This window comes from uncultured Alcanivorax sp. (genome assembly GCF_947258575.1).
In the GTDB taxonomy this organism is placed as follows: domain Bacteria; phylum Pseudomonadota; class Gammaproteobacteria; order Pseudomonadales; family Alcanivoracaceae; genus Alcanivorax.
On the sequence record NZ_CAMYIV010000012.1, the window covers coordinates 123300 to 136906 of the forward strand.

Consider the following 13607-nt stretch of genomic DNA (forward strand, 5'->3'; position numbering starts at 1 on the left):
ATTAGCTGTTCACTGTTAACTGTTCACTGATATCTCTCGCGCCCGTCCTCATCCAGGGTGTCGGCGATCTGGTAGAAGTTGGCCAGCCGTTCTTCGCTGATTTCGCCACTGTCTGCCGCCATGATGAGGGCGCAGCCGGGTTCGTTGCGGTGGGAGCAATTGCGGAATTTGCAGTGGCCGGCCAGGTCGGACAATTCCCGGTAACCGTGCAGCAGCTCATCTTCGCTGATATGCCAGAGGCCGAACTCGCGGATACCGGGGGAGTCGATCAGCTCGCCACCGGTGGGCAGGTGAAACAGCCGGGCGGTGACCGTGGTGTGCTGGCCCAGGCCGGAGCTGGCGGACAGGTCGCCCACTTGCAGGTCGGCCTCTGGCAGCACCGCATTGACCAAGGAGGATTTACCCACTCCGGATTGCCCCACGAACACGCTGGTCTTGCCAATCAGGGCCTCCTGTAACGGCGCCAGGCCCTGGCTGTCATGGGCGCTGACTTCCAGCACCGGATAACCGAGCCGTTGGTAAAGCGCCTTCATGTCGTCAATAAAGGGGCGCAATTCCTCATCGATCAGGTCAGCCTTGTTGAGCACCAGGGTGGCGGGAATATCAGAGAGTTCTGCCGCCACCAGATAACGGTCCAGCAGGGCGCTGGAAGGCGTCGGCAAGGGCGCAAACACCACCAGCATCTGCTCCACATTGGCGGCCACTGGCTTCAGGTTGCCGTACATGTCCGGACGTTTCAGTACCGTCTGCCGTGGTTCGATGGCCACCACCACGCCCAGGCCCTCGCTTTTGGCTGGCTGCCAGATGACCCGGTCGCCCACCACCAGTTGCTCCAGGGTGGCGCGGAAGTGACAGCGCATGGATTCGCCATCGGCGCTTTCCACGCCCACCTGCTGGCCGAAGTGGGCGGTGATGGTGCCGGTCTGCTCGTCGCCGAGGTCGTTGGCCACCAGGGTCTCCAGCTCCGCGTTGCGGCGCTGTGCCCGGTCGCGTTTTTCCGCCTGGATTTTTTCAATACGCCACTGTTGGCGTCGGTTGAGCTTGCGTTTGGCCACGAGGTATTCCGGTTGATTGGTGGCTGCATGCTACCATGTCGGCATAAAGCCATGATACGGAATGCCCATGACTGACAAGCGCAACAATCTGATCTGGATCGATCTGGAAATGACCGGCCTGAGCCCGGAGAACGACCGCATCATCGAAATCGCCACCATTGTCACCGATGCCCAGTTGAACCCGATTGCCGAAGGACCGGTGCTGGCGGTGCATCAGAGTGATGCCCTGCTGGACGGCATGGACGAGTGGAACACCGAACACCACAACAACTCCGGCCTGGTGGCGCGGGTGAAGGAAAGCCGCATCAGCGAGATGCAGGCCCAGGCTCAGACCCTGGATTTCCTCAAGGAGCATGTGGAGGCGGGCATGTCACCCATGTGCGGCAACAGCATCTGCCAGGATCGCCGTTTTCTGGCCAACTATATGCCCGAGCTGGAAGCCTTCTTTCATTACCGCAACCTGGATGTGTCGACCTTGAAAGAACTGGCGCGTCGCTGGAAGCCGGAGATCTTGCCGGGCTTCAAGAAGGACAACAAGCATCTGGCCCTGGACGACATCCGCGAATCCATCGCCGAGCTGCAGTATTACCGCGAGCATTTTATTGATTGCTGATGCTGGCACGCAAAACTGTTGGCGCCATCAGTGGTAGAGAGGGCTTCCCTGTTGCCGTAGGAGCGGCGCTTGAGCCGCGAAGAGTCCCGGGAAAGACTAACCAGGATCCTCGCTACGCTCGATTCGCGGCTCATACCCACAGGGCACAGAGAGCGCTGCTCCTACGGAGGGGATATTATGTTTGGGTGTGTCGCTCCAGCGCCCAGCGCACATGCTCTTGCACTGTCTCGTCCGGAAAGTCCCGCCTGTCTCTTAGCGCCTGCACAATCTCTTCTGACCCCGGCGCATTACCCAGCGCCACGGCAATATTTCTCAGCCACTTTCGATACCCGGCCCGGCGAATGGCGCTGCCGGCGGTGCGTTCCAGAAACTCTTCCTCGCTCCAGGAAAATAGCGTCACCAGATCGCTGTCGCCCAGCCCGTGGCGGGGATGAAAATCCCCTTCGCCGGTGTGTTGGGCAAAGCGGTTCCATGGGCACATGAGCTGGCAGTCGTCGCAGCCGAAAATGCGGTTGCCGATGCCTTCGCGCAGGTCTTCGGGGATGCTGCCTTCATGCTCGATGGTCAGGTAGGAAATACAGCGCCGGGCATCCAGCTCATAGGGGGCGACGATGGCGTCGGTGGGGCAGACGGTGATGCAGGCCCGGCACTTGCCGCAATGGTCCTCACCGGGCTGGTCCACCGGCAGCGCAATATCTGTATAGATTTCGCCTAGAAAGAACCAGCTTCCCGCTTCCCGGTTCAGCACCAGAGTGTGTTTGCCCTGCCAGCCCAGCCCGGCTTTGGCGGCCAGGGGCTTTTCCATCACCGGAGCACTGTCCACAAAGGCCCGGGCCAACTCACTGTCGGCCACTTCCTCGCGAATACGCGCGGCCAGGATGGCCAGGCGCTTGCGGATCAGTTTGTGATAGTCGCGGCCCAGGGCGTAGCGGGACACATAGGCCTTGTCTTTCTGTTGCAGTATCTTCACCGGTTGCGTATCCGGCGGCAGATAATCCATCCGCGCTGAGATCACCCGCAGGGTGCCCGGTTCCAGTTCTTCTGGCCGGTAGCGTTTGTTGCCGTGGGCGGCCATCCATTTCATCTGGCCCTGGTAGCCTTTTTCCAGCCAGGTTTTCAGGTCTGCCTCGGCGGCGCGCAGATCCGTATCGGCAATGCCTATCTGCTGGAAGCCGAGCTCGCGCCCCCAGAGCTGGATCTTTTCTTTCAGTGCCTGCAGGTCCATGGTTTGAAGGGATATAATGCCGGGAAATGAACGATGAAGGGTAACATGACGACACTGTCGAAGGCTCTCTATACCGCCGCCCAGACCCGCGAACTGGACCGACTGGCGATTGCCGCCGGCACCCCGGGTGCCGAACTGATGGCCCGTGCCGGGCAGGCGGCTTTCGATACGTTGTGTGAGCGTTGGCCCGAAGCCCGGCAGATCGCCGTGCTGTGTGGCGGTGGCAATAACGGTGGCGATGGTTATGTGGTCGCGCGGCTGGCCCATGCTGCCGGGCTGGCACCACAGATCCATTTCACCACGCCACCGGAAACGCTCAAGGGTGACGCCCTGACCATGGCCGAACGCTGCCGGGATGCCGGCATCCCCATGACGCCACTGACGCTGGATCGTCTTCCCGAGGGGATGGACCTGCTGGTCGATGGCCTGCTGGGTACCGGCCTCAGTGGTGCGCTACGTGATGAAATGGCGGCCTTGCTGACCGCCCTGAATGCCTTGCCGGTGCCGCGCCTGGCGCTGGATATTCCCTCCGGCCTGGGGGCCGATACCGGCATGCCGCTGGGGGCGGTGCTGGCGGCGGATCTGACCTGTACCTTTATTGGTATCAAGCGTGGCCTGCTGACCGGGCAGGGGCCGGTGTATAGCGGTGAACTGTGCTTTTTTGATCTGCAGGTTGACCGGGACGTGTATTCCCAAGTGCCAGCGGATTGCCGGGTGCCGGTGCCCGCCAACCTGCATGCCTTGCTGCCGCCGAGACGGATTGATGGTCACAAGGGCAACTACGGCCATGTGGTGGTCATCGGCGGAGACCATGGTTTTGCCGGTGCGCCAGTGATGAGCGCCCAGGCCGCCGCCCGCTGCGGGGCGGGCAAGGTCAGCCTGATTACCCGCCCGGAGCATGTGGCAGTGGCGCTCACACGGCAGCCGGAAATCATGGTTCGCGGAGTGGACAATGCCAGCGACGCGGCGTCCTTGCTGGCGGCGGCCAGTGTTATCGCCATTGGCCCTGGCCTGGGGCGCGATGACTGGGGGCGTGCCTTGTTGGCCCTGGCGCTGGAAAGCGGCAAGCCGTTGGTGGTGGATGCAGATGCCCTGACCCTGATGGCCGACGATGATGGCATTGGCCAGGGCGATTGGGTGCTGACCCCCCATCCGGGAGAGGCGGGTCGGCTGCTCGGCGTACCTGCAGCGGATATTCAACAGGATCGCTTTTCGGCCCTGGAAAGCCTGGCCACCCGCTACGGCGGCACGGTGTTGCTGAAAGGCCTGGGAACCTTGATTCAGGGCGAAGATGTGCAGGGTGAGAGAGGCCGCGCCCTGATCTGTGACGGCAACCCGGGAATGGCCTCCGGGGGCATGGGTGATGTGCTCACCGGCGTGATTGCCGCCTTACGCGCCCAGGGCCTGACGGGCTATGATGCGGCCCGGTTGGGGGCCATGATTCACGCCCGCGCCGCCGACGCCTGTGCGGCCCGGTGTGGTTCACGGGGCATGCTGGCCACGGACCTGTTGCCGTATTTGCGTGCCGAGCTGAATGAAAACTGTCTGGCTGAATAACGAGAGCATAGATGACTGTTGAGCATGTGGACCTGCCCGATGAAGCCGCCACCCTGGCGTTGGGAGGCCGTCTGGCCCGCCGTCTGAACGGTGGTGGCTGCGTTTATCTGGAAGGGGACCTGGGCGCCGGCAAGACCACACTGGTGCGCGGTATGCTGCGAGGCCTGGGCCACGAGGGGGCGGTAAAGAGCCCGACTTATACAATTGTGGAACCCTACGAGCTTGGCGGCGTCCATATCTATCACTTCGACCTGTATCGTCTTGGCGACCCGGAAGAACTGGAGTTGATAGGCGTACGGGATTATTTCTCCTCCGACAGCTTGTGTTTGCTGGAGTGGCCGGAGCGGGGCGCCGGGGTGGTGCCTTCACCGGATTTGACCATTACACTGGCCGTCAACGGCCGTGGACGAAAGGCGACCCTGGATTGGGCCTATGACGCATCGTGACAATAAGAAAAACCTTACCGCAGTGTTTGTGCTTCTGCTCAGTGGCGTCTGGGCCAGCCTGGGGTTTGCCCAGACGAGCATTGATTCGGTGCGTCTGCACCGGGCCCCGGATCACACTCGCATAGTGTTTGATCTGCCCTCACCGGTGGATCACAAACTCGACAAACTGGCCAACCCGGATCGCATCGTGCTGGATCTGCTGGATGCCAGCCTGGGTTTCGACGTCAACACCCTGGATTACGCCAGCAGCCCCATTGCCAATATTCGTGTGGGCAAGCATAGCGACAAGACCCGTGTGGTCTTCGACATGAAAAACGGTGTGCGCACCCGTACCAATCTGCTCAAACCGATCGAGCCCCATGGCTGGCGTCTGGTGGTGGATCTGTTTGACAGCGAATTGCAAAGTGCTGCCAAAACCAGTCCGGAACCGGTGAAGGAAAAGGAGGCACCCAGCGAGCCTCGATTGATGGTGGTGGCCATCGATGCCGGCCATGGTGGTGAAGATCCGGGGGCTCGCGGGCCTAGCGGTGTTTACGAGAAGACCCTGGTGCTGCAGATCGCCAAGAAGGTGGAAAAGCAGGTCAATGATCAGGCCGGCATGCGGGCGGTGATGGTCCGTGACGGGGATTACTATGTGCCTCTCGCCGAGCGTCGCCGCATCGCCCGTGAGGATCACGGGGCCGATGTGTTTATTTCCATCCACGCGGACGCCTTCACCGATGCCCGCGCCAACGGTGCTTCCGTGTTTGCCCTGTCCAGTAGTGGCGCCACCAGCGCCCGGGCGCGCTATCTTGCCAAGATTGCCAACGAATCCGACCGGGTGGCCGGGGTCTACGAAGAGGAAAAGGACGACAGCTCCTTGCTCAGCGTGCTGGCGGACCTGCGCATGAATGGTTCCATGGCCGGCAGCCTTTACCTGGGCCGGCAGGTGCTGGGAGAAATGGGTAAGGTGACCAAGCTGCACGGTAACCGGGACCGGGTGGAACAGGCCGGGTTTGCGGTTCTCAAGGAGCCGGAAATGGTCTCGATCCTGGTGGAGACCGGTTTTATTTCCAATCCGACGGAAGAGCGCAATCTGCGCTCCTCTGCGCACCAGAGCAAGCTGGCCCGCTCTATCGTCAACGGGGTGGATGCCTATTTCCGCAATCACCCGGCACCGCATAGCTGGTATGCAGCCCAGCGCCGTGAGCACGGCGAGCAGTATCGTATCCAGCCCGGTGATACACTCTCGGAAATTGCCCGTCAGTACAGCGTCTCCGAACAGGCGATCCGCAGCGCCAATGCGTTGAATGGAGATCGAATCGTGGTCGGCCAGGTGCTGAAAATCCCCGGTTCGTGAAGGCCTTCGGTGCGAACGATGTGTGAGAGCGATTATTGGACACGCGTTGCGAGTGACGAGTAGCGCGTGTCGAAAAGCGACGCCGCTTTGGCGTTCGTTCCTCGTTACTCGGTCTCGCCACCGGGCTGTCTGACCGCTTCGACATTACCCGTAATCTTTACCTGAATTCCATCAACAGAGACGCCCGTGACAAAGATCCAGCTGCTTGATTCCCGCCTTGCCAACCAGATCGCCGCCGGTGAGGTGGTGGAGCGCCCCGCCTCGGTATTGAAAGAGCTGCTGGAAAACGCGCTGGATGCCGGCTCGGAATCCATCAGCGTGGATGTGGAGCAGGGTGGGGTGAAGCTGGTGCGAGTGCGCGATAACGGTAGTGGGATTGGTCGCGATGACCTGCCCCTGGCCCTGTCCCGTCATGCCACCAGCAAGATCCGGGGCCTCGATGATCTGGAAGCCATCGGCACCCTGGGGTTTCGGGGCGAGGCCCTGGCCGCGATCAGCTCGGTATCGCGGCTGACCCTGGCCAGTAACGTGGAGGGCGAAGCGGAAGGCTGGCAGGTGCAGGTGGAAGGGCGCGACATGGCTCCCTCGGTCACCCCGGCGGGACACCCGCGCGGCACCACCGTGACCATGCGCGACCTGTTCTTCAATACCCCGGCCCGGCGCCGTTTCCTGCGTACCGAAAAGACCGAATTCAACCACCTGGAAGAAGTGTTCCGGCGTATCGCGCTCAGTGAGTTCAACACCGCTTTCCGTCTGACCCACAACCAGAAGGTGATCCACCAGTTGCCCGCCGGGCTGGATGACACCCTGCGCGCGGCGCGGGTGGCCAAGCTGTGTGGCAAGGGCTTCATGGAGCAGGCGATCCCGGTGGATGTGGAGCGCGATGGTATCCGTCTGCACGGCTGGATGGGGCTGCCCACGTTTTCCCGCTCCCAGGCGGACCTTCAATACTTTTATGTGAATGGCCGGGTGATTCGCGACAAGGTGGTCAGCCACGCAGTCCGTCAGGCCTATGCGGATGTGCTCTATCACGGTCGCCACCCTGCCTATGTGCTGTTCCTTGAGCTGGACCCGGCCCAGGTAGACGTGAATGTGCATCCTACCAAGCATGAGGTGCGCTTCCGCGAACAACGCATGGTGCACGGCTTCCTTTATAGCTCCTTGCACCGGGCTATCGCCGAAGTGCGCCCGGGCCAGTCACTGGCCGCCAGCGTGGTGGACGAGGGAGAGTCGGTGATGCCGGCCATGGAGCCCAGCCAGGCCAGCATGTCCCTGTCTGCCCCGGCGGGGCGTCCGTCCTATTCGCCGCCGGCCGGCAGTGGATTCAGTTATGGCCAAGGCCTGCGGCAGGCGGATGCCTACGGTGCGCTGGTCCGTTCCCAGGTGGCTGAAAACCCGGGTATGCCGCCGGCGTCCGATCAGGAAACCGTGCCGCCGCTGGGTTATGCGGTAGCGCAGTTGCACGGCATCTTTATTCTTGCTGAAAACCAGCAGGGGCTGGTGGTAGTGGACATGCATGCCGCCCACGAGCGGATTACCTACGAGCGGCTGAAACAGAGCTGGTCCGAGGACAAGGTACGCAGCCAGCCGTTGCTGGTGCCGGTGTCGCTGGCGGTATCCTCCCGGGAAGCGGATTTTGCCGAGCAGCAACCGGAGGTGTTTTCCCGGCTGGGCTTTATGGTGGAGCGTGCCGGGCCGGAGACCCTGGTGGTCCGCGAAGTGCCGGCGATGCTGCGCGATAGTGACAGCGAGGCCATGGTTCGCGATGTATTGTCTGACCTGCTGGCCCAGGGCAGCAGCGAACGGATCGAACAGAAGCTGGATGAGTTGCTCTCCAGCATGGCCTGCCACGGCAGCGTGCGGGCCAATCGCCGGCTGACCCTCCCGGAAATGAATGCCCTGCTGCGCGACATGGAGGCTACCGAGCGTTCCGGTCAGTGCAACCATGGCCGCCCCACCTGGACCCAGATGAGCCTGAAGGATCTGGACCGGTTGTTCATGCGGGGGCAGTAGGTGGACGCCGGACGCCTGAAACCTGACGCTGGGGCAGAGCGTATGCTGCCGGTGCTGCTCCTCATGGGGCCTACCTGCTCCGGCAAGACGGCGCTGGCCATTGAGGCGGCACAGGCGTTGCCCATCGACATCATCAATGTGGATTCAGCGCTGGTCTATCGCGGGCTGGATATCGGTGCGGCCCGGCCCAGTGACGAAGAGCTGGCAGCGGCACCGCACCGGCTGTTGGGTTTTCGCGACCTGGATGCCCCTTACTCGGCGGCGGATTTCCGCGCCGATGCCCTGCGCGAAATCGAACAGATCCATGCCAATGGCAAACTGCCCCTGCTGGTCGGTGGCACCATCCTCTATTTCAAGGCACTGGTGGAGGGGCTGGCGCCTCTGCCGGAAGCGGACCCGGCGGTGCGTGCCGATATTGCCGCCCTGGCCGAACATGAAGGCTGGCCGGCGGTGCATGCGGCACTGGCCCAGGTGGACCCGGTCAGCGCCGAGCGACTCAACCCCACGGATCGCCAGCGCCTGCAGCGGGCGCTGGAGGTATATCGGATAACCGGTCGGCCCCTGTCCGCTTTTCATGCGGATCATCATACAACTGTCACACAGAACCGCGATGGTCTGAGTGAGTTCAGTGACTTGCCCTGGCCGGTTTACAGTGCGGCCCTGTTGCCCCCGGATCGTGCCTGGTTACATCGCATGATCGAGCAGCGTTTCCGGCAGATGCTCGAGCAGGGGTTGGTAGAAGAGGTGCAGGCGCTGCGACAGCTGCCCGGAATCCACCGGGATCTGCCGGCCATGAAAGCGGTGGGTTATCGGCAGGTGTGGGACTATCTGGACGGTCAGTACGACTACGACAGCATGGTGGAGCGAGGCATTATCGCCACCCGGCAACTGGCCAAACGACAGTTCACCTGGCTGCGCAAATGGCCGTATCTGGACGGCTTCGACAGTAACGATGCGTCACAGCGGCAGGCGCTAGTCGAGCAGCTTGCGAAGATCTGTAAATCTGTGTTTAGTTAGCCCTGTTGTTGGACTTTTTGGTTTATAATTCGCCAATCATCGATTTTTAGCCATTTTGCGGCGACTTGAGAAGCACGGCGCAAATGTGTTGTGTCGGCACCTGGAACCAATTTGCCGGGTTGTTGACAAAAATTTGCCCGATAGCGCATCGGGCGAAGGCAGTGACCGTATGGGACGGTTTCACTGTGTTACAGCGCTGATTGCCCGAAGTGTTGGGCACTACTTTTTACTGTTATTTCAAGGAGACTTGCCATGTCAAAGGGGCACTCGCTACAAGACCCTTTTCTCAACGCGCTTCGTAAAGAGCGTATTCCGGTTTCTATCTTTCTGGTAAACGGAATAAAGCTCCAGGGGCAGATTGAGTCTTTTGACCAATATGTCGTGCTGCTGAAAAATGCAGTCAGTCAGATGGTTTACAAACACGCGATTTCCACCGTCGTGCCTGCCCGCAACCCCCGTGGCGGCGGTAACCCGGCCATGACTACCACCGGTACAGGCGGCACCGCCGTTCCTGCTGCCGATGAGGGCTTCGGCAACCAGTAACGCTGCCGCAGATCCTGCAAAGAGCCACCTTCGGGTGGCTCTTTGCGTTGTGGCCGCGTTAACGCCTCCGATCGGTACTTTTCATGCCGGTTTCCCTGTCTTCTTCCTCTGACTGGTTTAAACTGGCGGTCTCATCCCCCATATCAGGCCTCTATGGACCTATTTGACCGTACAGAGCAGACCAGAACCGGCGCCGGTGAGCGCGCTATTCTGGTGCACCTGGATTTGCCCGATGCCATGGGACGCGAAGATCTGGATGAGTTTTATCATCTGGTCACTTCCAGTGGCGTGGAGCCGGCGGCGGAGTTGACCGGCAAGCGTGATCGGCCCGATCCTGCCCTGTTTATCGGCTCCGGCAAGACAGAAGAGCTGGCAGCGCTGGTGGCGGAAATCAACGCGGATGTGGTGCTGTTCAATCATGCTCTGAGCCCGGGCCAGGAACGCAACCTGGAGCGAGTGGTGAAATGCCGGGTACTGGATCGTACCGGCCTGATTCTGGATATCTTCGCCCAGCGTGCCCGCACCCATGAAGGTCGCCTGCAAGTAGAGCTGGCTCAGTTACGGCATCTGTCTTCCCGGCTGGTCAGAGGCTGGACTCACCTGGAACGGCAGAAGGGCGGTATCGGTCTGCGCGGTCCCGGGGAAACCCAGCTGGAAACCGATCGTCGCCTGCTGCGTGATCGTATTCGTGGCATTGAGTCGCGTCTGGGGAAGGTGCGCAAGCAGCGCGCTCAGGGGCGTCGGGCTCGCCAGCGTTCCGAAACGCCGCTAATTTCCCTGGTGGGCTACACCAACGCGGGGAAATCGACTCTCTTCAATGCCATCACCACCGGTGATGTCTATGTGGCGGATCAGCTGTTTGCCACTCTGGATCCGACCCTGCGCAAGGTAAAGGTGCCGGGCGTGGGGCCGGCGATTCTGGCGGATACGGTGGGCTTTATTCGCCATTTGCCCCACCGGCTGGTGCAGGCGTTTCGCGCCACCCTGGAAGAGACCGTTAACGCCACCTTGCTGCTGCACGTGACAGACTGCAGCGCAGAAGAGCGTGACAGTAATGTGGCGGCAGTGAATGAGGTGCTGGAAGAAATCGGTGGCGACAAGCTGCCGGTTCTGCACGTTTACAACAAGGTCGACAACCTAGGCCAGTCGCCGAAAATTGACCGGGATGAGCATGGCCATCCCTGGCGGGTGTGGATTTCCGCGCAGACCGGTGATGGCTTTGATCTGCTGTTCCAGGCCATTGCCGAACGACTGGCCGCAGGTTGGGTGGATTGCTGGGTGCGTTTGCCCGCGTCCGCCGGCCGCCTGCGCGCCCGCCTGCACGAGGCCGGTGAGGTGCTGGAAGAGCAGGCAGCGCTGGATGGCAGCATGCTCCTGCGCATCAATGTGAACCGGGTACATTTTGAGCGGCTCTTGCGTGAGCAGGGGCTGACAGAGGAAGAACTGGTGGTGCCGGCTCCTGCGGTTGCAGGGGATGACGGCCCTTCCTACAATTCACAACGCTCGCACGATGCGAGCCATCAATAATCCGGTGGGCTCAGCGCCCTGACCGATTGGAGACCTACATGGCGTGGAATGAACCCGGCGGCAACAAGCCGAAGGATCCTTGGGGTGGAGGCGGTGACCAGGGGCCGCCGGATCTGGATGAAGCCCTGAAGAATCTGAAAGAAAAAATTAACAGCGTATTCGGTGGCAAGGGCGGCAAGTCCGGCGGTAGCTCCGGCAGTGGGGGCGGTTCCCCCTGGCCGGTATTGATTATCGCTGCCGTAATCGGCGTGGTGGTCTACGCCCTGGTCGGCTTTTTCCAGGTGGATCAGCGCGAACGCGCCGTGGTGCTGCGTTTTGGTGAATACAACCGCACCGTGGATCCCGGTCTTCGCTGGCGTGCGCCGATCATCGAGCAATTCCAGAAGGTCGACGTGGAGCAAAATCGCCGCTACGACATTACTGAGGCGATGCTCACCCGCGACACCAATATTGTCAGCGTGACCTTGCAGGTGCAGTACCAGGTGCTGGATCCGATTCCCTTCCTGTTGAAGGTGGCCCGTCCGGAAACCATTCTGGAGCACGCCACCAGCTCGGCCCTGCGCCATGTGGTGGGTTCCGCGACCATGGATGATGTGCTCAAGGACAACCGGGAAGCGATCCGGGTGAAGGTTCGTGAGCGTCTGGATGAGTACCTGAACCGTTACGATACCGGCCTGGTATTGAAGCAGGTGGTACTGGATCAGACCCAGGCACCGGATGCGGTGCGTGATGCCTTTGACGATGTGTCCAGGGCCAAGGAAGACGAAGATCGCTTCAAGAAGGAAGCGGAAGCCTATCGTAACTCGGTCATCCCCCAGGCCCGGGGTGAGGGCAAGCGCCTGGAAGAAGAGGCGGAAGCCTACCGGAACCGTCTGATCGACAGCGCCAAGGGTGATGCAGAGCGATTTACCGATCTGCTGAAAGAATACCGCAAGGCGCCGGAAGTGACCCGTGAGCGTCTCTACCTGGAAACCATGACCGATGTGTACAGCGCTACCAGCAAGGTGCTGGTGGATGTGGATAAGGGCAACAGCCTGATTTATCTGCCACTGGAACAGCTGGTCAAGGGTGGCGCCAGCAAGGCCAGGGCACCGCAGCAAAACGGTGCCAGCCCGAGCAGCACGTCATCGGCCGGTGCGGATGACGGCGGCAGTGGTCGCGAGGCGTCTCGCAGCCTCTACAGCACACCAAACCGGGAGTTGCGCTAATGAATAATCGTGGATGGTTGGCGCTGCTGGCGTTGGGGGTTCTGGCGCTGCTGGCGCTGGATTCCTTCTTTATTGTGAACCAGACCGAAAAGGCAGTACTCAAGCAGTTCAGCCGAATTGACAAGTCCGATATCGAACCGGGTATCTACTTCAAGTGGCCTATGGTCGAAGAAGTGGTCCGCGTGGACGGTCGTGCCCTGGTGTACGACGTGGCTACCCAGTCTTTCCTGACCGCAGAGAAGAAGCTGCTCAATGTGGATGCCTTTGTGGTCTGGCGGATCAATAATGTGCAGCGTTACATCGTCAGTGTGGGCGGTGGCTCTTCCAATGCTCAGGTAATGGAAGGCCGCGCTCGGCAGTTGCTGGACCCACGGGTCAATGAAGCCCTGCGTAACGAGTTTGCCTCACGCACGGTGTTCCAGGTGGTTGCTGGTGAAAGCAACGTGGAAAAACTGGAAGGCGACAAGGCACTGCTGCGCGACCCGGTCACCGGTGAGGTGACCGAGGTACCGAAGGATCAGCTGGACGAATCCATCATCCGGGAAGCAGAGGGCGAACCGCTGATCAGCGACGCTGCTGACGGAAAAATGGCCAGCGACCAGCGCGAAGCACTGATGGATCAGGTTCGTGCAGAAGTGAATAAATCCACCATGGAGGATCTGGGTATTGAAGTGGTCGATATCCGGGTGAAACAGGTGGATTGGCCAGACCAGGTACGTGGCCGGGTGTTCGACCGTATGCGTGCCGAGCGTCAGCGTGATGCAGCGGCTCACCGTTCCCAGGGTCGCGAGGAAGCGGAGAAAATCCGTGCTGGTGCAGACCGCAAGCGCAGTGAAATCCTGGCTGAGGCCTACCGCAAGGCCCAGGCCACCCGTGGTGAGGGTGACGCCCTGGCGGCGGCCACCTATGCCGAGGCCTATAATCAGGACAAGGAGTTCTTCCGCTTCTACCGCAGCCTCCAGGCTTACAAGGAGAGCTTCAAGGACAAGGAAGATGTGCTGATTCTGGAGCCGGATGGCGAGTTCTTCCGCTATCTGAAGGGGTCAAAAGGGCAGTAGTCGTCC

The 13607-nt window shown here is 61.0% G+C and carries 12 protein-coding genes; 10 read left to right on the forward strand and 2 right to left on the reverse strand.

Annotated elements, in window-relative coordinates; all coding sequences use genetic code 11:
* Positions 1-23: 23 nt before the first annotated feature.
* A complete protein-coding gene (gene rsgA / locus Q0Y02_RS14035) occupies positions 24-1055 on the reverse strand; it encodes a small ribosomal subunit biogenesis GTPase RsgA (RefSeq protein ID WP_297769749.1) in 1032 nt (343 codons plus the stop codon).
* A 67-nt stretch (positions 1056-1122) separates the two neighbouring features.
* Between rsgA and orn the strand changes: the two genes are divergently transcribed.
* Positions 1123-1668 (forward strand): oligoribonuclease, encoded by a 546-nt coding sequence (gene orn, locus Q0Y02_RS14040; protein ID WP_297769752.1) that lies wholly within the window; start codon positions 1123-1125, stop codon positions 1666-1668.
* A gap of 175 nt (positions 1669-1843) precedes the next feature.
* On the opposite strand, the gene queG is transcribed toward orn, so the two are convergent.
* Complete coding sequence (queG, locus tag Q0Y02_RS14045; RefSeq protein ID WP_297769755.1) at positions 1844-2893, reverse strand: tRNA epoxyqueuosine(34) reductase QueG; 1050 nt, start codon at positions 2891-2893, stop codon at positions 1844-1846.
* A 45-nt stretch (positions 2894-2938) separates the two neighbouring features.
* Here queG and Q0Y02_RS14050 point away from each other — a divergent pair, with 45 nt between their 5' ends.
* From Q0Y02_RS14050 to hflC, 9 genes are all read left to right on the forward strand, one after another.
* The gene (locus Q0Y02_RS14050; protein WP_297769758.1) at positions 2939-4450 is read left to right on the forward strand and encodes an NAD(P)H-hydrate dehydratase; all 1512 of its coding nucleotides are present in this window, start codon (positions 2939-2941) and stop codon (positions 4448-4450) included.
* Between the two features lie 11 nt (positions 4451-4461).
* Positions 4462-4896, forward strand: coding sequence for a tRNA (adenosine(37)-N6)-threonylcarbamoyltransferase complex ATPase subunit type 1 TsaE (gene tsaE / locus Q0Y02_RS14055; protein WP_297769761.1), 435 nt, complete (start codon positions 4462-4464; stop codon positions 4894-4896).
* Complete coding sequence (locus Q0Y02_RS14060; protein WP_297769764.1) at positions 4883-6235, forward strand: N-acetylmuramoyl-L-alanine amidase; 1353 nt, start codon at positions 4883-4885, stop codon at positions 6233-6235. Before tsaE ends, Q0Y02_RS14060 begins: the two co-directional genes overlap by 14 nt.
* A gap of 186 nt (positions 6236-6421) precedes the next feature.
* Positions 6422-8248: a DNA mismatch repair endonuclease MutL gene (gene mutL / locus Q0Y02_RS14065; RefSeq protein ID WP_297769766.1), complete on the forward strand. Its 1827-nt coding sequence runs from the start codon at positions 6422-6424 to the stop codon at positions 8246-8248.
* A 42-nt stretch (positions 8249-8290) separates the two neighbouring features.
* Positions 8291-9265, forward strand: coding sequence for a tRNA (adenosine(37)-N6)-dimethylallyltransferase MiaA (miaA, locus tag Q0Y02_RS14070; protein ID WP_297770812.1), 975 nt, complete (start codon positions 8291-8293; stop codon positions 9263-9265).
* A 252-nt stretch (positions 9266-9517) separates the two neighbouring features.
* Entirely contained in the window at positions 9518-9808 is a 291-nt protein-coding gene (gene hfq, locus Q0Y02_RS14075; RefSeq protein WP_035245043.1) for an RNA chaperone Hfq, read from the forward strand.
* Positions 9809-9961: 153 nt separating this feature from the next.
* Entirely contained in the window at positions 9962-11335 is a 1374-nt protein-coding gene (gene hflX / locus Q0Y02_RS14080) for a ribosome rescue GTPase HflX (RefSeq protein WP_277673097.1), read from the forward strand.
* Between the two features lie 38 nt (positions 11336-11373).
* On the forward strand, positions 11374-12543 hold the full coding sequence (gene hflK, locus Q0Y02_RS14085) for an FtsH protease activity modulator HflK (protein ID WP_297769773.1): 1170 nt from the start codon (positions 11374-11376) through the stop codon (positions 12541-12543).
* The gene (gene hflC, locus Q0Y02_RS14090; protein WP_297769776.1) at positions 12543-13601 is read left to right on the forward strand and encodes a protease modulator HflC; all 1059 of its coding nucleotides are present in this window, start codon (positions 12543-12545) and stop codon (positions 13599-13601) included. Before hflK ends, hflC begins: the two co-directional genes overlap by 1 nt.
* The last annotated feature ends 6 nt before the right edge of the window (positions 13602-13607 follow it).